General features: G+C 75.2%; 16 protein-coding genes. 9 read left to right on the top strand and 7 right to left on the bottom strand.

Translation table 11 applies throughout. The features are described 5' to 3' along the window. Positions 1–137: 137 nt before the first annotated feature. From BDZ31_RS00680 to BDZ31_RS00655, 6 genes are all read left to right on the top strand, one after another. The gene (locus BDZ31_RS00680; protein ID WP_183338003.1) at positions 138–926 is read left to right on the top strand and encodes an SDR family oxidoreductase; all 789 of its coding nucleotides are present in this window, start codon (positions 138–140) and stop codon (positions 924–926) included. 140 nt (positions 927–1,066) lie between these two features. Further along, positions 1,067–2,692, top strand: a complete 1,626-nt coding sequence (gene dacB, locus BDZ31_RS00675; protein ID WP_183338001.1) for a D-alanyl-D-alanine carboxypeptidase/D-alanyl-D-alanine endopeptidase — start codon at positions 1,067–1,069, stop codon at positions 2,690–2,692. A 114-nt stretch (positions 2,693–2,806) separates the two neighbouring features. After that, complete coding sequence (locus BDZ31_RS00670; RefSeq protein WP_183337999.1) at positions 2,807–4,627, top strand: ATP-binding protein; 1,821 nt, start codon at positions 2,807–2,809, stop codon at positions 4,625–4,627. Between the two features lie 94 nt (positions 4,628–4,721). Continuing rightward, positions 4,722–5,372 carry a response regulator gene (locus BDZ31_RS00665; protein ID WP_183337997.1) on the top strand — a complete coding sequence of 217 codons (651 nt, stop codon included), beginning with the start codon at positions 4,722–4,724 and terminating at the stop codon, positions 5,370–5,372. A 1-nt stretch (position 5,373) separates the two neighbouring features. Then, entirely contained in the window at positions 5,374–6,612 is a 1,239-nt protein-coding gene (locus tag BDZ31_RS00660) for a hypothetical protein (RefSeq protein WP_183337995.1), read from the top strand. A 54-nt stretch (positions 6,613–6,666) separates the two neighbouring features. Next, positions 6,667–7,521 (top strand): phosphoinositide-specific phospholipase C-related protein, encoded by an 855-nt coding sequence (locus BDZ31_RS00655; protein WP_183337993.1) that lies wholly within the window; start codon positions 6,667–6,669, stop codon positions 7,519–7,521. A gap of 36 nt (positions 7,522–7,557) precedes the next feature. Here the strand turns inward: BDZ31_RS00655 and BDZ31_RS00650 are convergent, their stop codons facing one another. The 4 genes from BDZ31_RS00650 to BDZ31_RS25715 all read right to left on the bottom strand — a co-directional run bounded on the left by BDZ31_RS00650 (position 7,558) and on the right by BDZ31_RS25715 (position 13,664). After that, on the bottom strand, positions 7,558–9,243 hold the full coding sequence (locus tag BDZ31_RS00650; RefSeq protein WP_183337991.1) for a hypothetical protein: 1,686 nt from the start codon (positions 9,241–9,243) through the stop codon (positions 7,558–7,560). 198 nt (positions 9,244–9,441) lie between these two features. Next, positions 9,442–10,767 (bottom strand): DUF11 domain-containing protein, encoded by a 1,326-nt coding sequence (locus tag BDZ31_RS00645; protein ID WP_183337989.1) that lies wholly within the window; start codon positions 10,765–10,767, stop codon positions 9,442–9,444. A 285-nt stretch (positions 10,768–11,052) separates the two neighbouring features. Next, positions 11,053–12,222 carry a PucR family transcriptional regulator gene (locus tag BDZ31_RS00640; protein WP_183337988.1) on the bottom strand — a complete coding sequence of 390 codons (1,170 nt, stop codon included), beginning with the start codon at positions 12,220–12,222 and terminating at the stop codon, positions 11,053–11,055. After that, the gene (locus BDZ31_RS25715; RefSeq protein ID WP_183337986.1) at positions 12,219–13,664 is read right to left on the bottom strand and encodes a LuxR C-terminal-related transcriptional regulator; all 1,446 of its coding nucleotides are present in this window, start codon (positions 13,662–13,664) and stop codon (positions 12,219–12,221) included. The genes BDZ31_RS00640 and BDZ31_RS25715 overlap by 4 nt, the downstream gene beginning before the upstream one ends. Before the next feature lie 315 nt (positions 13,665–13,979). On the opposite strand from BDZ31_RS25715, the gene BDZ31_RS00630 reads away from it, so the two are divergent. Next, the gene (locus BDZ31_RS00630) at positions 13,980–14,900 is read left to right on the top strand and encodes a LysR family transcriptional regulator (protein ID WP_183337984.1); all 921 of its coding nucleotides are present in this window, start codon (positions 13,980–13,982) and stop codon (positions 14,898–14,900) included. A gap of 54 nt (positions 14,901–14,954) precedes the next feature. Here BDZ31_RS00630 and BDZ31_RS25310 read toward each other — a convergent pair whose 3' ends face one another. Then, on the bottom strand, positions 14,955–15,089 hold the full coding sequence (locus BDZ31_RS25310) for a hypothetical protein (RefSeq protein ID WP_281381448.1): 135 nt from the start codon (positions 15,087–15,089) through the stop codon (positions 14,955–14,957). A 305-nt stretch (positions 15,090–15,394) separates the two neighbouring features. On the opposite strand from BDZ31_RS25310, the gene BDZ31_RS00625 reads away from it, so the two are divergent. Continuing rightward, positions 15,395–16,774, top strand: coding sequence for an aminotransferase family protein (locus tag BDZ31_RS00625; protein WP_221242767.1), 1,380 nt, complete (start codon positions 15,395–15,397; stop codon positions 16,772–16,774). Positions 16,775–16,822: 48 nt separating this feature from the next. On the opposite strand, the gene BDZ31_RS00620 is transcribed toward BDZ31_RS00625, so the two are convergent. Then, positions 16,823–17,623 carry a FadR/GntR family transcriptional regulator gene (locus BDZ31_RS00620; protein WP_183337980.1) on the bottom strand — a complete coding sequence of 267 codons (801 nt, stop codon included), beginning with the start codon at positions 17,621–17,623 and terminating at the stop codon, positions 16,823–16,825. A gap of 81 nt (positions 17,624–17,704) precedes the next feature. Next, complete coding sequence (locus BDZ31_RS00615) at positions 17,705–18,400, bottom strand: gamma-glutamyl-gamma-aminobutyrate hydrolase family protein (RefSeq protein WP_183337978.1); 696 nt, start codon at positions 18,398–18,400, stop codon at positions 17,705–17,707. 138 nt (positions 18,401–18,538) lie between these two features. Between BDZ31_RS00615 and BDZ31_RS00610 the strand changes: the two genes are divergently transcribed. Then, a complete protein-coding gene (locus BDZ31_RS00610; RefSeq protein WP_183337976.1) occupies positions 18,539–19,855 on the top strand; it encodes a glutamine synthetase family protein in 1,317 nt (438 codons plus the stop codon).

Below are 19,855 nucleotides of genomic sequence, written 5' to 3'. Positions count from 1 at the left end.
TTTGACGGACCGGTGCCTGGACCTCGTCGCGATGTCCGTCGATGTGAGCGGGGTGTTTCGCCGGCGGCTGAAGCGGGGCACGACACCGCCGTTCAGCCGCCGTCGAGCCGCGCGCAGCGAGAAAGGACGGAAGCGCGATGCAGTCCGCAGAGCGGAAGCAGAGGATCGCCGTCACCGGCGCCACCGGCCGGGTCGGATCGCACCTGGTCGAGATCCTGGAGCAGCGAGGCCACGACGTCGTTCCGATCTCGCGCTCCAGCTCGGTCGACGTCGTCAGCGGCGAGGGCCTCGACGCGGCGCTCGCCGGGGTCGAGACGATCATCGACACCGCCACGGGGCCCTCACCCGATCAGCAGGAGGCGACCGCGTTCTTCCTCGCCTCGGCGCGCAACCTGCAGCGAGCCGGCGCCGCCGCCGGAGCGAAGCGGATCGTGCTCCCCTCGATCATCGGCATCGACCGGTTCCACGGCGGCTACAACGCGGCGAAACTGGCGCAGGAGCGGGCGCTGCGCGAAGGTCCGCTGCCCGTCCGGATCGTGCGGGCGGCCCAGTTCCACGAGTTCGTCGACCAGCTGCTCGGCTGGACGATCGAGGACGGCGTCGCCCACGTGCCCGAGCTGCGAACGCAGCCCGTCGCCGCCCGCGTCGTCGCCGAGGCGCTCGCGGACGCTGCCGAGGAGCCGGAGATCGAAGACGGCAGGATCACCGAGGTCGCCGGGCCGAAGGCGGAGCGCCTCGCCGAGCTCGCCGCGCTGCTCTTCGCCCGCCGGGGCGACGCCGTCGAGATCCGTGAGGAACGCGGGTCGATCCTGGTGCCTGCAGCCGACGACCCCGACGCCGAGGCCTACGCGAACGGCGCCGTCCTGCCCCACGCGGGCGCGAAGCTCGCCGGTCCGACCTTCGAGGAGTGGCTCGCGGCAGCCTGACGCGAGCGCGACGTCGAGAAGGCCTGATGGGCGGATGACGCCGACCAGTCGGCGTCGCGCCGGGGGTGTCAGGACCCCGCCTCGAAGGCCCCAGAACCCCCTCGCGCGGCGGGCGTGCGGGGATACCGTCTGCCGGTGGGATGACGGGACGAGCGGAGACCGCCGAGCGTCGGCGGGAGCGGAACGCGGGGCGCCGTCGGCGAGCGATCGCCGGCGGCGCCGTCGCGGCGCTCGCGCTCACGCTCGCGGCCGCCGGCCCCGCGCCGGCCGCCGAGACGCCGCCGCCGTCGGTCGCCGCCGAGCTGGCGGCCGTCACCGGCAAGCCGCTCTACGACGGCTCGATCTGGGGCTACGAGGTCGCCGACGCGCGCACCGGTGAGGTGCTCGCGACCCACAACGCGGGCAAGACGTTCGTCACCGGCTCGATCCTGAAGGTCTTCTCGTCGGCGACCGCGCTCGAGGCGCTCGGCGCCGACCATCGCTTCCGCACGCCCGTCCACCGGCGCGGCCGGGTGGTCGACGGCGACCTGCGCGGCGACCTCGTGCTCGTCGCCGCGGGCGACACGAGCTTCGGCCTGCGCGACCGGCCGGACGGGACGCTGTCGTTCAACGACGCGCCGGAGGCCGACCACAACTACGCCGACACCGGCCTGCCCGGCGCCGCGCGCCCGCCGGGCGCGACGCCGCTGGCCGGCGTCGCCGACCTCGCGCGGCAGGTCCGGGCGGCCGGGATCCGCCGGGTCCGCGGCGACGTGGCGATCGACGACCGCCTCTTCCGCACGACGCGCGACGGGCCCGACGGGACGATCGCGCCGATCTGGGTCAACGAGAACGTGCTCGACGTCGTCAGCGCCCCGACGCGCCCCGGCCGGCCGGCGCGCGTCCGCGTGCATCCGCGCACCTCGGCGCTGCGCGTGGACGCGCGGGTGCGCACGGTCGCCCGGGCCGGCGCGCCCGTGACGGTGCGCGTCGACGGCGATCGGGTCGTCGTGCGCGGCACCGTCGCCGCCGGCGGCGGGCCGGTCCTCAGCATCGCCCACCTTGCCGATCCCGCGCGGTTCGCGCGCGTCGCGTTCATCGACGCGCTGCGCCGCGCCGGGGTCCGCGTCGACGCGCGGACGGCGGGACCGAACCCGCGCCGGCTGCTGCCGCGCTCGCGCGCCTACCCGCGTGCCACGCGCGTCGCCGTGCGCGTCTCGCCGCCGCTGTCGGAGTACGTCAAGGTGATCCTCAAGGTCAGCTACAACCGCGGCGCCCACCAGCTGCTCTGCCTCGTCGCCGCGGCGCGCGGCAGCCGCGACTGCGAGTCGGGGCTGCGGGACGAGCTGGCGCTGCTGCGCCGCCACGGCGTCTCGCCGCGCACGACCGTCGTGCTCGACGGCGCCGGCTCCTCCGAGTACGACCGCTCGACGCCGGGGGACTTCACCCGCTTCCTGCGCTCGATCCAGGAGACGAGCTGGGGCGCGGTGCTGCGAGCGGGCCTCCCGACGCTCGGCGTCGACGGTTCGCTCGCCGCCGACCAGCGCGGGACGCCGGCGGCCGGCAGGGTCATGGCGAAGACCGGGACGCGGGCGAGCAGCGCCCCGTACGGCACCGGGATCCTCACCGCGCTCAGCCAGGCCGGCTACATCGACGGCGCCGGCGGGCGCCCGCTCGTCTTCGCGCTGTTCGTGCGCGACGTCCCGCTGTCGCCCGGCTTCCCGGAGGTCGGCCTCGCCGGCGCCGACCTGAGCGCGCTGTCCGCGGCCTTCCAGCGCGGATGGTGAGCGCGACGGCGCGCGCGCCCCGGGTGTCGCCTCGCTCGCGCTGAGCGCTGACGGCGGCGGCCGCATGCCGGCCGTGCGAGTGCGAGCGGGAGGGGGCCATAGACTGTGAGCGCGATGCCGACGGGGGGTCTTCCTCGCGAGCGGGATGGAGCGGGCCGGCGATCGGCCGCGCCCGCGGGCGCCGTCAAGCTGGTCGTCGCGGAGCTGGCGGGCGTCGGCGTCCTGCTCGGGATCATCGAGATCGCGCTGGGGGCCACCGCGGTGCACGATCCATGGTGGACGATCGTCCTGTGGCCGGCGGCCGCCTGGATCTATCTGCTCGCCGGGATCGCGGCGTGGCGCCGCCGCCCGTACAACCGCATCGGGCCGCTGCTGATCGCCGCCGGCTTCGTGCTGCTGGCCTCCGGCCTGGTCGGCGACGAGCCGGCGATCGAGGCGATCGCGCTGATCGTCGCGACGCTGCCGTACGCGCTCGTCGTGCACCTCCTGCACGCCTTCCCGTCGGGCCGCCTGCAGGGGCGGCTCAGCGTGCTCACGGTCGCCGCCGGCTACGCGGTCTGCCTGCTGCTCCAGGTTCCGCAGTACCTCTTCGGGCCGGAGACGGCGCTGCAGGTCGCGGACCGGCCCGACCTCGCCGACGCGGCGCTGCGGCTCCAGTGGACGGCGGGCAGCGCCGTGATGGTCGTCACCGCCGTGATCCTCGCGCGCCGCGTCCGCGACGCCGACCCGTCGGAGCGCCGCGCCCTCGGCGGCCTGTACCTCTACGGCATCCTCGCGGTCCTGCTGGTGCCGCTCAGCAGCCAGGTCGCGCGCGCGTGGACCGACGAGGTCAGCGTCTGGCTCGGCGTCGCCCAGCTCGGCATCGTCGCCGGCGTGGCGGTCGCGTTCCTGGCGGCGATGGTGCGCGGCGGCTTCGCCCGCTCGGCGCGGATCGAGGAGCTCGCCGCGTGGCTGGCCGGCGACATGAGAGCCGGCGAGCTGCGCGACGTGCTCGCCGAGGCGCTCGGCGACCCGACCGTCGAGCTGCTCTACTGGGCGCCCGATCGAGGTCGGCATCTCGACGTCGACGGCCGCCCGGTCGCGCTGCCCGACGCGCCGACGCGCGCCGTCGTCGACGTGAGCCATGGCGACCGCAAGGTCGGCGCGATCGTCCACGACCGGGCGCTGGCCGGCGACGAGGGGCTCGTGCGAGCCGCCGGCAGGGCCGTCGCGCTGGCCTTCGACAACGAACGGCTGATGGCCGATCTGCGCGCCAGCCGCGAGGCGCTGCGGGCGTCGCGGGCGCGGATCGTCGCGGCGGCCGACGACGAGCGCCGGCGGATCGCACGCGACCTCCACGACGGGCTCCAGGCGCGGCTGCTGCTGCTTGCGGTGCATGCCAACGGGGTCCGCACCGACGCGCAGGCCTCCGCGCAGGTGCGGGCCCGCGCGCGCGAGCTCGAAGCGGGCCTCGACGAGGCGATCACCGAGCTGCGCGAGCTCGCGCAGGGCGTCGTGCCGGCGGCGCTGACCGAGCGCGGGCTGGCCGCCGCGCTCGAGGACCTGCTCGACCGCGTGCCGATCCCGTCGCGGCTGGAGGTCGGCGGCGTCACCCGCACGGCGCTGCGGGGCGCGGCCGAGAGCACCGCCTACTTCGTCGTCTCCGAGGCGGTCGCCAACGCCGTCAAGCACGCGGGCGCGCGCGAGCTGGACGTCGCGGTGCGGCTGAGCGACGGCTGGCTGCGGGTCGAGGTGCGCGACGACGGCGCCGGCGGCGCGCGGCTCGGCGACGGCGCCGGGCTGCGGAGCATGGCCGATCGCGTCGAGGCGCTCGGCGGCGAGGTCGCGATCGCGAGCGAGCCGGGCGGCGGCACGTGCGTCGCGGCCCGGATCCCCGCCCTCGCCCGCCACGGCGTCGACCTGCTCGACCGCGCGACCGGGCCGGCCGATCGGTGACCGGTCGCCGGTGCGCGCCGATGGTGCCAGCGCCCGCTCGGGCGGGGCGCTGGAGCGATCTGCGCGCGGCGACGGCGGCGTTAGGCTGGCGCCTGTGCGCGTCGTCGTCGCAGAGGATCAGGCGCTGTTGCGCGAGGGGCTCGTGCTCGTGCTCGAGCGCGACGGCTTCGAGGTCGTCGGCACCGCCGGCGACGGCCCCGACCTCGTGCGCAAGGCGCGGGCGCACAAGCCCGACGCCGTCGTCGCCGACATCCGCATGCCGCCGACGCAGACCGACGAGGGGCTGCGCGCGGCGCTCGAGATCCGCCAGACGCATCCGCAGATCGCGATCCTCCTGCTCTCCCAGCATGTCCAGCGGCGGCTCGCCCAGGAGCTGCTCGAGCAGGCCGGCGCGGTCGGCGGGACCGGCTACCTGCTCAAGCAGCGGATCGTCGACGGCGAGACGTTCTGCTCGGACCTGCGGCGGATCTGCCGCGGCGCGTCGGTGCTCGACCCGGAGGTGGTCGCGACGATGCTCGGGCGCGCGCGCCGCGACGATCCGATCGAACGCCTCACGCCGCGCCGCAGAGAGGTGCTCGCGCTGATGGCCGAAGGCTGGACGAACGCCGCGATCGCGAGACGGCTGACGCTGACCGAGAAGGCCGTGCTCAAGCACGTCGCCCACGTCTATCAGGAGCTCGGCCTCACCACGCACCCTGACGAGCACCGCCGCGTGCGCGCCGTCATCCAGTACCTTGGGCGCTGACGTGGCCCGTCGCGCCAGCCCGGGAGCACGCTCGCGCGCGATCGCCTCCGCCGTGCTCGGCGCGCTCGGCTGCCTCTGCATCGTCGTGGCGCTCGTCGCCGGCTACGCGCGCGTCGCGGTGCTCGACTCCGACCAGTTCGCCGACCGCGCGGCCGCCGCGCTCGACGACCCGGCGGTGCGCGAGGTCGTCGCCGACCAGCTGACCGACCAGGTCGTGCTGCGCGCCGACCGCGACCTCGTCGCCGTGCGCCCGCTCGTCGACGCCGCCGCCGGCGCCGTCGTCGGCTCGCCGCCGTTCCGCGCCCTCTTCCACGCGGCGGCGCGCGACCTCCATCGCACCGTCTTCACGCGCTCGACGGCGACCGCGACGGCGACGATCGCCGACGTCGGAGTGCTGCTCGCAGGCGCGCTGGAGCAGCTCGACCCGAGCGCGGCGGAGCAGCTGCCACGCGACCTGTCGGCGAGCATCGACGCGGGCCGCCGCGCGGCCGAGGCGCTCGACGCCGCGCAGACGGTCGACGACGTCGGCTGGCTCGCGCTCGCCGCCGCCGGCGCGGCGCTCGTCGCGCTCGTGGCCGCCGTCGCGATCGCGCCGCGGCGGCGGCGGGCGTTCGCCCATGTCGGGATCGGCGTCGCCGTCGCCGGCGGCGTCGTCGCGCTGGCGCTGTGGATCGCGCGCGGCGAGCTGCTCGCCGGGATCTCCCTGCCGGCAGATGAGGCAGCGGCCGGCGCCGTCTGGGACGCCTTCCTCGGCGACCTCGCCACCTGGGCGCTCGTCGCGCTGGCCGCCGGGACGATCGTCGCGGCGGCCGCGGCGTCGCTGCTGCGGCCGGTCGAGTTGGCGGGGCCGCTGCGGCGCGCGTGGACGGTCGCGACGACGACGCCCGCGGCGGCGCCGTGGCGGGCGGCGCGAGCGCTCGCGCTGGTCGCGGCCGGCGCGCTGATCGTCGCCGAGCGACAGCGGGTGCTCGACGCCGCGCTCGTGCTGGCTGGGCTGGTCGTGCTCTACCACGGCGTCGCCGAGCTGCTGCGGATGGTGACGCTTACGCGCGCGGAGAGGAGGGAGGCGGCAAGCGCGGGCGCCGCCCCGCCGGCCGGCCCGGCGCGGCCGATCGCCCCGTGGCTGGCCGGCGGCGCGGCTGCGGTCGCCGTGGCGCTGCTGGCCGGCGGCCTGGTCGTCGGCGGCGCCACGCAGCCGGCGCAGCCCGCGCACGCGGTCGTCGGCTGCAACGGCCATTGACAGCTGTGCGACCGTCGCGTCGACGAGGTCGCGTTCGCCGCGACGCACAACGCGATGTCGGGCCTCACCTATCCGAACTGGCTGTTCGCGCAGCAGGAGAAGGGCCTGCGCGGGCAGCTCGACGACGGCGTGCGCGCGCTGCTGATCGACGCGCACTTCGGCCGCCGCGTCGGCGACCGCGTGCTGACCGAGCTGCCCGGCGGGGTCAGGGCCGCGGCGGCCGAGGGACTGGGCGAGCAGGGCGTCGCCGCCGCGCTGCGCATCCGCGACACGCTCCTCGGCGGGGAGGCGGAGCGGGGGCCGCGCACGACGTGGCTGTGCCACGGCTTCTGCGAGGTCGGGGCGATCGCGCTCGCCGACGGGCTGCGCGAGGTGGCCGAGTTCCTCGCCGTCAATCCGCAGGAGGTCGTGATCGTCGTCGTCCAGGACGAGGGGCCGCGGCCGCGCGACATCGCGGCCGCGGTCGAGGAGAGCGGCCTGCGCCCGTTCCTCTACACCGGCACTGCCGGGCCGCCGTGGCCGACGCTGCGCGAGCTGATCGCAGCCGGCCAGCGGGCGATCGTGATGTACGAGCACGGGCCCGGCGATCCGGCCGTGCCGTGGTACCACGACGCCTATGCGCTGATGCAGGAGACGCCGTACCGCTTCACCGATCGGTCGCAGTTCTCCTGCCGGCCCAACCGCGGCCCCGGCGACGCGTCGCTGTTCCTGCTCAACCACTGGATCGACACCAGCCCCGCGCCCCGGCCGAGCAACGCCGCGATCGTCAACGCGCGCGAGGTCCTGCTCGCGCGGGCCCGCCGCTGCGAGCGTGAGCGCGGCCGCCTGCCCAACGTCGTCGCGGTCGACTTCTACGCGACCGGCGACCTGCTCGACGTCGTCGACGAGCTCAACGGCGTCGGCGGCTGAGCGCCGCCGACGCCGCGGGCTCGTCGCCGGGTCGGCCTATCTCTCGACCGTGAGCGCCACGTTGTACGGTCTGGCGTAGAAGACGCTCACGACCGCGGTGATCGCGCTGGCGTCGAGCAGCGAGCTGCCGCCGCGCGTGATCGCCTGGAAGGTCGCCGTGCTCTTGCCCTTGTCGAACTCGACGTGGTCGTCGGGGACGACGACCGGCGAGTCGGAGGAGACCGGCAGCGCGAGGTCGGTCGGCGCCGGCGACGCGAGTCTCACCGTCGCGGTGACGCGCGTGCCCGCTCTGACGGTGTCGCCTCTGTCGAACGCGATCTCGCTGATCGGGACCGGCAGCACCGCCGGGAGGTCGATCGTGAGTCTCTGCTTGCCTCTGATCCAGTGGTTGTGGATGTCGCGTCTGACGCAGACGAAGACGATGTCCGGGCAGCGGAAGCCCATCAGCTCGATCCGCGCCGACGCCTCGATCGTCACCGGCTTGGTCACGCGCGACTTCGTGTGCCACAGCGCCGCGGCGTGGTAGTCGAAGTTGCCCCGCGACGCCGCGTTGGGCGGCTGCGGCTTGCCGGAGTTGATCGCCTCCCCCTGGGTCTTGAAGCAGCCCGGGTCGTTGGATATCGACCGCTCGTCGACGTCGCACGGGTCCTTGGCGTGGAAGCGCCAGGCCGGCGCGTTGTGGATCCCGACCGCCCGCACCGCCCAGTTCGGGAGGCTGTAGCTCTTGCTTCTGCTCTCGGTCCAGTTGAAGTCGACGCCGCCTTCGATCCCGCCGCCGACGCCTTCCTCGTTTCTGCCGACTCTGCCCGAGATCGCGACCCCGAACGAGAAGGTGTTGCCGCTCGTGTAGGTCGTGACGTCGTTGGGCGTCGAGGGGCTCGACGATCTCAGCGCGAGCTGATCGTTTCTCGGCTCGAGGCCGGTTTGCACGGCGGCCGTCCACCAGCGGTACTCCTGGTCGTTCCAGGCGCAGAACTGCTGGCTCGGCTCCTTCGGCGCCGCGTTCCCGTCGACGTAGACGGCGATCCACTGCCGCGTCCCCTGCGGCTGGGCGACGCTGTTCTCGAGGAACAGATCGATCGTGATGTCCTCCGCGAAGCCGGCCGTCTGGCATTTGAGCCACTCGGAGGCGGCCCAGTGCTCGATCCAACGCGCATGCTGGACTCCCGGCGGCAACTGCGCGTCGGCCGCGGTCCGCGCGCTGCGCGGGTCGGCGGCCGGCCGGCCCGTTCGCAGCGCGCGCACGACCGTCCGCACGATCCGCCGGTGGTAGCGGTGCAGCGCGGCTCTGCCGATTCTCCCGCGCGGCTTGAGCTGCCAGCGGTAGACCTCCACGACCGGATCGCCGCTGCGGTCGAGCGTGCGCCGGAACATCGCCGCCGCGAGGCGCTTCTGCGAGGAGCCGATCCCCGTGAGCGGTCTCACCCCGCGCGACAGGGTCCGCGCGGTCGGGTCGACGACCAGCACCCAGCGCTCGCCGTCGGCGGTCGCGCGGATCACGCGGTTGCGGCGCAATCTGCTCGGCGACGTGTGCTCGCCGTCGACGACGACCAGGCGCGGCGGTCGGGCGGCGGCGCGCGCCGCCGCTCTCGCCGGGCCGGGGCGCAGCTCCCTGCGCAGCACGTCGAACAGCCTGCCGTCGACCTTGCCGACGGTCACCACGTCGGCCGACGCGGCCGCGCTCCCCGTCCCGATCGCCGCCACGGCCGCGCATCCGGCCATCAGGAGCCTCATTCCCACTCGCGGATCCATCGCCGCCCCGCCACCTTCCGGTCGTGACCTCTTGCCGTCTCGCCACGATGACGTTCCGCACACGGTCCGGAAAGGGGGCCAGCGCCCCGCGCGAGGAGGCGGCCGCACCCGCCCTGGCGTGTGCCGGGCGCGGCCTGCGCCGCGCCCGGCACGCCCCGCTGGCCGTCGCTAGCCGGTGACGCCGCCGCCCACGCTGCGGGCGCCGAACACGGTGACGGTCGTCCGCGCACGGCGGGTTCTCGCGCCGTTGGCGGTCACGGTGACGACGTTGACCTTCTTGCCGGCCGCTCCGCGCAGTGCGCGCGCGGTCAGCCGGAAGGTCTTCGCCTTGCGAGCGCCGAGGCGCTTGATCGTCATGCAGTGCCGGCCGCGGCGGACCGTCGCCTTCGGCTTGGAGCCGACGAAGACGATGCCGGGCGCCAGGCGGTGGCAGACGCGCACGTTGCGGAGCGCTCTGCGCGACGGGTTTCTGACGCGCAGCACGTACGTGATCGTGCCGCCGGCGCGCACGCGGCGCGCGTTGCCGGAGACGTCGATCGTCGGCGTCACGGCTCTGCCGCCCGAGTCGCCGCGACCGCCGCCGCCGGTGCCGCCATCGGTGCCGCCGCCGCCGGTGCCGCCGCCGCCGGTGCCGCCGCCGCCGGTGCCGCCGCCGTTGCCCCCGCCGCCGGTGCCGCCGCCGCCATTGCCGCCGCCGCCGGTGCCGCCGCCGGTGCCGCCGCCGTCGCCGCCGCCGGTGCCGCCACCGTCGCCGCCATTGCCGCCGCCGCCGTCGCCACCGCCGCCGTCGCCGCCGCCGCCGCTGGTGGCGCACGGGGCGTCGACGGCCGAGACGCTCGACTCGGCGATCACGAACTCGGCGACGCTCCCGACGAGCGCCGCGCTGATCGAGACGCGCAGTGCGCGTTGCGTCAGCGTTCTGCCGTCGGCGGAGAGGACCTGCTCGTTGGGGTAGAACTCGCCGACCGCGAGGCCCGCGTCGATGCGGACTCTCGGCAAGCTGACGTCGACCGTCTGTCCGAGGAATCTCAGGCCGGTGAGCTGCGAGCTGCCCTCGAACTGCGCCGTCGTCCCGTCGACGGAGCAGCGCGCCGTGGCCTCCGACTCGGCGCCCTCGAGCTGGAGGAGGTTCGCGAAGCCGGCCGGCGCCAGGCCGAGGTTGGCGATCTGCGATCTCGCGGTCGCGACCTGCTCGGCGACCGTGCCGGTGGCGTTCGCGAGGTCGGTGTCCGATTCGACCGCGCCCACCGTCACGCCGAGCGGCAGGCTGCCGCTCAAGCCGGCGGAGTCGGGCGCGCACGGCGTCGCCGGCGGATTGGCGCGGAGGAACCCGAGCGGTGCGTCGACGCCGAGCAGGCTGCCCTCCAAGGCGGTCGACGTGCAGCCCCACGACGGCGCGGCGCTTGCCACCCCGGGCGCGGCGGCGGCCCCGCCCGCGGCCAGCGCCAAGACCGTCCCGACCGCGAGCGAGCGGCGGCGAGTTGCTTGTCTCATACGTCCTTCCTTCTGATGACCGCGCCGCGGGAACGCGGAAGACCGTCCGGCTCAGAGAGCCGGTCGCCGAGCCCTGCTTCTCGGCGCCTCCCGCAGCGCACGCAGTGGACGTGACGATTCTTCAGCGGCGACGCGCCCGCGCCAACGTGGAAAGCGCCAACGCTGGCGGCCCTCCCGTCGTCGAACGACCAACGGCGTGCCGCTCCGTGCAGCTTCGGTGAGGAAGGGGACCGGCGATTCCGCCGCGCGTCGGACGCGGTCGCCGCCGGTCGGCGCGCCCGGCGGTCAGCGCCCGTCGGGCCCGAGCGCGTCGACGCGGGCCAGCGCCCACCAGACCTCGGCGAGCTGGCGGACGTCGCGCAGGTCGGCGCCGGTCGCCTGCTCGAAGCGGCCGAGACGATGGCGGAGCGTGTTCTGGTGCACGAACAGCGCCCGCGCGGCCTTCTCGACGCTCAGGCCGCATGCGAGGTAGACCCGCAGGGAGCGCAGCACCTCGGCGCCGAAGCCGCCCAGCTCCTCCAGCGGCGTCATGTAGCGCGCGACGAGCAGGTCGCCGACGTCGTCGTCGGCGAGGATGGTCGTCAGCAGTCCGAGATCCTCCAGCCGCCGGCAACCGGTCTGGCCGAACGCCGACGCCGCGTTCAGCACGACGCCGGCGACGCGGTAGGAGCGCGGGATGGCGGTCAGCGCGACCGACGGGCCGACCCCCGCGGGGACCGGCAGCTCCACCGTCGCCGGTGCCGGCACGATCGCGACGACCTCCTCGCCGCGGATGGCGGCGATCCCCGGCGACCAGCGCGACGGCACGATCGCCGCGGCGATCTCCTCGGCGCTCAGCGCGATGCTCGACCGCGCGCGCAGCACGACGTGCGCGGCGTCGACGTCGAGGCCGAGCGCGTCTGCCCGCTCGAGCGCCTGCCGCGGCGCGATGAGACCGCCGACGAGGTCGAAGACGAACGCGGACAGCTCGCGCCCGTCGCGCCGAGGACCGGCGCGCTCGGCCTCGCGCTCGACGGCTCGGCAGGCGGCGCCGAGGGCCTCCTCCGCGGCGTCGGCCCACTCCAGCAGCAGCGCCGTCAGCTCCAGCACCTCCTCGACCTCGAGCGCGAGCTCGTCGGCGAGCTCCCGCATCAGGCCGATCCCGTGGCGGCTCGCCGCGCGGACGCCGGCGACGAGCGTCTCGAGCGGGACGCCTTCACGCGCGCGCAGCTCGCCGAGCCGCGCGATCTGCTCGCGCTCGGCATCCGCGGGCGGCCGCCGCTCCAGCAGCGCCGCGGTCACCGCGAGCGTGACGTGCTCCGCCAGCTGGTCGCTCTCCTTGGCCCAGCCGACGACGCCCTCGCCGGCGGCGGCGCAGTCGCGGGCCGCCCGGGCCGCGACGCGCTCGACCAGCGCGGCGAAGCGCGCGTCGACCCGCTCCCGTCCCGTGCCGCGAAGCGCTCTCGACGCGCTCATCTCCGACGCAGGAGCGCGGCCAGCTGCGCGCGCGAGCGGACGTCGCATTTCACGAAGACGCGCGTGAGGTGGCTCTTCACCGTCGCTTCGCGGATGCCGAGCCTCGCGGCGATCTCGCGGTTGCTCGCGCCGGCGGCGGCCGCCCGCGCGATCGCGCGCTCGCGCGGCGACAGCGCGGAGACGGGATCGCGTCGGGGCGTCCGCGACCGCGACCGCGCCAGCAGCCGCTGGACCAACGGCGCGGAGGCGGCCTCCGCGAGCGGGCGCAGGCGGCGCATCGCCTCGACCGCGGCCGGGTCGTCGAGCCGGGCGCCGCGCCGCCGCGGCGCGAGCCACGCGACCGCCGCGACGTGGCCGTGCAGGCGCAGCGTGACGGCGCGCGGCGCGCCCCAGCCGGCGCGCTCCGCGCAGCCCGTCGGCGGTCGCGCTGGCGGCTCGAGCTGCCAGCCGACGGCGCCGCGGGCGTTCGAGGCGGATGGCGCGCGGCGCGCGAGCAGGTCGGCGAGGAGCTCGGCATGGATCGCCTCGGCGGCCGGGTCGGGCTCGACGGCGCCGTCGCGCCGCACCGCCGCCGCCCGCTCCGCGGCGATCGCTCCGCCGCCGGAGAGGACGGCGTAGCCGCCCGCCGCCGCATCGATCCGCGCACCGGCCCACCGCAGCAGCGCCGCCAGCAGGTCGGAGGCCGTCGCCGCGTCGCGCGCGGCCGCGGCGCCGGCGCGCGCGGGGACGGGGAGGCGGCCGATCAGCTCGCGGCGCGAGGTCAGCCGCAGCTTCGCCAGGATCGCGCGCACGTGCGTCTTGACCGTCTCGAGGCCGAGCTGCAACGCGAAGGCGATCTCGGCGTTCGTCGCCCCCTCCGCGAGCATCCGCGCGACGACCCGCTCGCGCGCGCTCAACGGGGCGAGCAGGCGGTCGCGCTCCCGGGGCCGTGCGACGGCCTCGAGGTAGGCGCGCTCGACGAACGGCTGCAGGCGCTCGAGCGCTCCCAGCCGCCGCTCGCCCGGAGGACGGCTCGACAGCTCGCGCCAGATCGTCACGCCCGCGACGATGCCGTGCGGCGCTCGCACCAGCAGCCGCGCGTCGCCGACGACGCCGAGGTCGCGGTACCGGGCGGCGGCGACCGGGTCGCTGGCGAACGCGGCCTCCAGGTCGCCGACGGTCACGACCGGCTCGGGCCGGCCGGCGAGCGTCCGCGGCGCCAGCAGGTCGACCTCGCGCAGCTCGCGCTTCCAACGCGCTACGGCGGCGAGCGCGCTCGCCGCGTCCGCGCCCGCGCCGGCGACGTGCACCGTCGAGGAGGCGAGCTCGCCGTCGTCGCCGACGGTGAAGAAGGTCGTCGTCGCCGCGCCGACCTCGGTGGCGACGGCGTCGAGCGCCACCGCGATCGCTCGCTCGACGACCCCGCCCGCCGCGGCGCGGCGGACCGCGACCGCGTCCGTCACGGCCGCCCCGCCGTCGCCGGCTGACGCTCGCACGCACGGCGGGCGGCGAAGAGCGGATCGGGCGAGCTGACGCGCTGTGCGTCCTCGCCGGCGCGTCGGAGAGTCGTTGTCACGGCGGAGGGGGCTGGCGGGCCGCGAGCCTGCCGGCGGCGCATGGCCGCGCGGCCGCTCGTGGACGTGCGATCGGAGGGACGCTGCCCGCCTGGCGGGCAACGCGACGACCGTAACGGCGCCAGGCCGGCGCGGCGAACAGGTTTCTCGGATCGATCCACAACTGCAGCTACTGGTGCCGCTGCGCCAGGTACGTTTCGGGCCGTGTCGCTGGACTTGCGCAAGCTCGAGCACTTCACGGCCGTCGCCGAGGAGCAGAGCTTCACGCGTGCCGCGAAGCGGCTCCACCTCACCCAGCAGGCGCTGTCGCAGTCGATCCGGCAGTTCGAGCGCGAGCTGGGGACGCCGCTGCTGGCCCGCTCCAGCCGGCGCGTCGAGCTGACCGCCGCCGGTCGCGCTCTGCTGGTCGAGGCGCGCGCGCTCATCGCCGCCGCCGTGACCGCGCGCGAGCGGGTGAGAGCGGCCGCCTCCGGCGCTCGCCCGATGTTGCGGGTCGGCCGCACGCCGGCGGTCAGCGGCGAGCAGGTCGCCGAGATCACGCGCACGCTCCTCGGCGTCGTGCCGGACATCACCTTCAGCGTCAGACAGCTCTACCCGTCGGCATTGGCCGATGCGCTGGCGCGCGGCGAGATCGACCTGGGGCTGTCGCGCAGCATGTCGGCCCCCGACGGCTTCGCGAGCGTTCGCATCGGCGGCCACCCGCTGCGGATCGCGCTCAGCGCCAGGCACCGGCTCGCCGGACGCGGGCGCCTGCGTCTGATCGAGCTTGCCGACGACCGCCTGATCGTCTTCGGCGAGCCGACCAGGTCGGCCTACGCGAACCACCTGATCGACCTCTGCCGCCAAGCCGGCTTCGAGCCGCGCGCGGAACGCACGCCGATGCAGGGCACGCCCCCGATCACGTCGATCCACGGCGACGACCAGTTCGCGTTCGTCACCGATCCGCCGGGGCCGGCGCTCGGCGGCCAGGTCGTCGTCGTCGCGCTCGACCCCGAGCCGCACGCGCCGGTCCGCGCGCTGTTCAACCGGCGCGCCGTGCCGCCGCTGGTCGCCGAGCTGCTCGAGCGCCTCGGCGTCGCCGGCCTCGCGAGCGACGACGGAGAGGCGCAGCCCGCGCCCGCATAGCCTCCGGCCCGCGCGCCGGCCGGCGGGCGGGCGCGAGCGTCCAGCCGCGAGGCGCTATCTGCGCCGGAGGCTCCAGCCGCCTCTGGTGCCGCCGCGCTGGCGGCGCGGCGCCAGCCCGCGCAGCGGCGAGCGGCGCTTCGGCTTCCCGCGGCTCGGCGCCAATCTGCGAAGCGTGTCGGTGAAAGGCATGGTGATCCGATACCCCTGAGCACCGGCCGGGAAGACGCGGCCGGCCGATGTCGGCGGATCGCCGCTCGCCGCCGGCCGCGGGCAGCGGCGGCGGTGCGCGCGGCGCCGGGTACGGCTTCCCGCCCGGAGGCGCGATCCCGATGCCCGCGCCGCGACGACGTCCCGCTGGCTCGCCTCCTCCCGCCCCGCCCGACGGTCGCCGGCACCATGCTCGCGCGCCTCCCGGCGCTGCAAGGCCTTATTGACCAGAACATCTAAAGGATCTATCCTAAGGCCAATATGGATCTCAGATTGAAGGGGGCATGATGGCCGTCCAAGAGGCGAGCCGGCACGCGCTCGAGCAGACGGCGATCGAGCACCTGTGGCCGCACAGCAACGACGTCGAGTGGGACGAGTTCACCGAGCGCGGGCTGCGCGTGTTCGCGTCGGGCCAGGGCTCGACGCTCACCGATGTCCAGGGGCGCAGGTACATCGACGGGCTCGCGGGACTGTTCCTCGTCAACGTCGGCCACGGTCGCGACGAGATCGCTGAAGCGATGGCGGCGCAGGCATCGCGCGTCGCCTACACCGCCGCGTCGAACTCGACCAACCCGGCGACGGTCGAGCTGGCCGAGACGATCGCGGCCCGCACGCCGGGCGACCTCGACCGCGTCTTCTTCGTCTCAGGCGGCTCGGAGGCGGTCGAGACGGCGCTCAAGATCGCCAAGCAGGTGCAGGTCCTGCGCGGCTTTCCGAAGCGCTACAAGGTGATCTGCCGGCGTGGCTCCTATCACGGCACGACGTTCGGCGCCGCGAGCCTCACCGGCAGCCAGCGCGAGGCGTACTTCGGCCCGTTCATGGCGGGCGTCGCGCGGGTCCCCTCGCCGAACCGCTACCGCAACGACTTCGGGCTCGAGGGCGAGGAGGGGGACCTCATGTGCGCCCGCTGGGTCGAGCAGGAGATCCTGGTCCAGGGCCCCGAGCACGTCGCGGCGGTGATCGGCGAGCCGATCTCGGCGGCGAACGGCACGCACCTGCCCTCGCCGGCGTACTGGCAACTGCTGCGTGAGATCTGCGACCGCCACGGCGTGCTGCTGATCATGGACGAGGTGATCACCGGCTATGGCCGCACCGGCGCGATGTTCGCCGCGGAGCACTACGGCGTCGTGCCCGACCTGATGACGATGGCGAAGGGCCTCTCCAGCGGCTACGCCCCGATCGGCGCGGTCGCCGTCCGCGACGAGGTCTTCGAGCCGTTCAAGCGGCACGGCAACGCGATCAACCACCTGCTGACGTTCGGCGGGCACGCGGTCGCCGCGGCGGCCGCCGCGAAGAACATCGAGATCATCGAGCGCGAGGGGCTCGTCGAGCGGTCGGCCGAGATCGGCACATACCTCCACGAGCTGGCGCAAGGCCTCTCCCATCACCCGACCGTCGGCGACGTGCGCGGCGGGCTCGGGCTGTTGTGCGCGGTCGACCTCGTCAAGAGCAAGCGCACGCGCGAGGCGTGGGGCGTCTCGCACCCGTTCATCAAGCAGCTCGGGCTGCGCACGCAGGAGCGCGGGATGATCACGCGCGTCTGGGACGTGCTGCACCTCGCGCCGCCGCTCGTCATCACGCGCGCCGAATGCGAGCGGATGATCGAGATCATCGACGCGTGCCTGACCGACCTCGAGCGCGAGTTCGCGCACGAGATCGAGGAGTGACCCGCCGGCGGCCGCCCGGCCGCCGGCACTTCCCCCTGCTCAGAGACGCTAGAGCGCCGAGAGCAGCGCGGCGACGCTTCTGGCGGTGCCGTTCGCGTGTCGCGCCATCGCTCTCGCGGCCGCGTCCACTCTGCGGGCCTCGATCGCCTTCAGCACGGCGCCGTGCTCCTTCACCGTGCGCCGCCGCCACGGGCTGCTCTCCGGCAGCGCGGCGATCGCGTCGTTGAGCACGAGCCGCATCTGCTCGACCGCCTCGTAGACGAACTCGTTGTGCGCGGCCCGCGCGAGCGCGAGGTGGAACTCGGTGTCGTGCGCCATGAACTCGGCGTCGGTCTCGGCGGCCGCGGTCCGCTCGTGCGCCTGGCGGATCCGCTCCAGCTCCTCGGCGGTGCGGTGCTTGGCCGCGAGCGCGGCGGCGAAGCGGTCGACGTTCCCGCGGTACTCGAGCGCCTGCTCGATCCGCTCGCGATCGCGCCGCAGGCGGACGAGCAGATAGTCCTTCGCGATCGCGTCCTCGTCGTGGGGAATCACGAACGTGCCGCCGTGGCGGCCGCGGCGCGTCTCGACCATGCGGTCGGCCTCGAGCAGGCGGATCGCCGCTTGGATCGTCGCGCGGCCGACGCCGAACATCGTCGAGAGGTCGCGCTCGGACGGCAGCGCGCCGCCGACCGGGATCAGGTGGAGACCGATCTGACGTCGGATCTGCTCGGCGACGTACTCGTGCGCGCGCAGCTGCTCGATCGGCTCGAACGTGACCGCACCGCCATCGGCGGCCTCTCTTCGCGCCGGTCTGCTCGCAGCCCCCGTGGAGCGCTGTCTACCGGTCGCTTGCTTTCTCGTCGCAGTCATTCGGGAACCATGTGATGGCTCTGAGAGTGTGCCATAAGCGCAATAGGCAAGCGAAGATCCGCGGCGGTGGCGCGTGCGCGCTCAGGCGCGGGAGGCCTCCACGAGCGCGCGGAAGAGCGCGCGGTCTGTCCCCATCTCGGGGTGCCAGAGGACGCCGAGCGCGAACGGCGCGCCGTCGACCTCGATCGCCTCGACGGTGCCGTCCGGCGCCTCCCCGGTCGCGGTCAGGTCGGCGCCGAGCGACGCGATCCCCTGGTGGTGGTAGGAGTGCACGCGCGTCTTCGGGCCGACGATCCGTGCGACCGTGCTGCCGGCGGCGAGCGCGACGTCGTGCTCCGCGAAGACGCCCGGCGCCGCCGCGTGGTCGGCGGCCGTCGCGATGTGCTGGTCGAGCGTGCCGCCGGCGGCGACGTTGAGCAGCTGCATGCCGCGGCAGATGCCGAGCAATGGCAGCTCTCGCGCTCGCGCCGCGGCGATCAGCGCGAGCTCGTGCTCGTCGCGCGGCAGGTCAAGTGGGCCGGTGCGCGCATCCGCATCGGTGCCGTAGCGGGCGGGGGCGATGTCGGGGCCGCCGCACAGCAGAAGCCCGTCGAGCCGCTCGACGAGCGCCTCCGCCGGCGCACCTGCCGGCGGCAGCAGCACGGGCGCGCCGCCGGCGTCGGCGACCGCTTCGACGTATGCCCATGGCGTCAGCGCCGCCGGCAGCTCCCAGACGCCCCAGCGCGCGTCCGCACGGTAGGTCGTGATCCCGATCAGCGGAGCAGGAGGTCTATGCATAAAGGTATTGAAGCAAGGACATAAGCTCTTTTGATCGGGAGTTCGAAAGCGTCGAGGGGGCTCGCCTTGACGGCGGGTCGCTCCGAGGTATTATGGTCTTGTCTTGAGTCCTTTTGGTCGTGTTGGATGGAGGAGTTGATGGGCGATGCGTCGGAGTGGGTCGTGCTGTCGACTCCCGACCTCAACGGCGTCTTGCGCGGCAAGGCGCTTTCCGCGCGGCAGTTCGCCGACGCCGTCCACCGCGACGCGGTCGGGATCACCGACCTGATCCTCGCGACCGACGCGCTCGACACGCCGATCGCGACGTCGACCTGCGTCGGGCCGGGTCGCGGTGCCGGCGACCTGCTGCTGCGGCCGGACCTCAGCACGCTGACGCCGCTGCCGTGGCGGCCGAGCTGGGCGTGGTGCCTCGCCGACGTCCGCTGGCAGGACGGATCGCCATGCGACATCGCGCCCCGTGTCGTCTGCGACACGGTCCTGACCGCGCTCGAAGCCACCCACGGGCTGCGCGTCTGCGCGGCGTTCGAGTTCGAGTTCCGTCTCCACGACGTCGAGAACGGCGCGCCCGTCACCGGCGGGCGGAGCTACAGCGCCGGCGAGCTCGGCGCGCTCGCGCCGTTCCTCGACGCGCTGCGCACCGCGACGAGCGCCTGCGGCCTCGACCTCTCCGCGCTCCACACCGAGGCCGGTCCCGGCCTCGTCGAGGTCAACCTCGCGCCGGCGATCGGCACCGCCGCTGCCGATCACGCCGCGCTGCTGCGCGCCTGCGTCGAGGAGGTCGCGAGCCAGCAGGGGATGCGCGCGAGCTTCCTCGCCAAGCCGGCGGTCGGCGAGGAGGGCTCCGGCGGCCACCTCCACCTCTCGCTGCTCGACCGCGGCGACGCCAACGTCTTCGCCGGCGACCTGCGCGCGGGCGAGCCGCCGGCGCCGCCGCTGCGGCACGCGGTCGCCGGCCTGGTCGAGACGCTCGCGCCGCTGTCGGCGATCTACAACCCGGCGATCAACTCCTACAAGCGCCTCGTCCCGGGCTGGTTCGCGCCGGTGACCGCGTCGTGGGCGCTCGACGATCGCGCCGTCGCCGTCCGCCTCGTCGCGGGGGCCGATCCGCGCGCGACGCACGTCGAGCTGCGCCGCGCCGGCGCCGACGCGAACCCGCATCTCGTCCTGGCGGCCGCGGTCGCCGCGATCCACGGCGGGCTCGACGCCGGTCGCGAGCCGCCGCCGGCCGCGACCCCCGAGGCCCCCGGCGCCGAGCTGCCGCGCGATCTCGCGACCGCGCTCGGCGCCTTCCGCGCCGCCGACGAGCTGCACGCGCGGCTCGGACGGCGCTTCTGCGCGCATTTCGCCGCGACGCGCGAGTGGGAGCTGCGCGCGTGGCAGGAGGTCGTGACGGAGTGGGAGCGCACGCGCGTCGAGGGGCGCGCGAGCGGCCTGTTCCGCAGCGGCCGCAGTTGA

Origin of the sequence: Conexibacter arvalis (assembly GCF_014199525.1) — a bacterium.
Lineage (GTDB): Bacteria > Actinomycetota > Thermoleophilia > Solirubrobacterales > Solirubrobacteraceae > Conexibacter > Conexibacter arvalis.
This window is presented reverse-complemented; position numbering and strand designations above follow the sequence as displayed.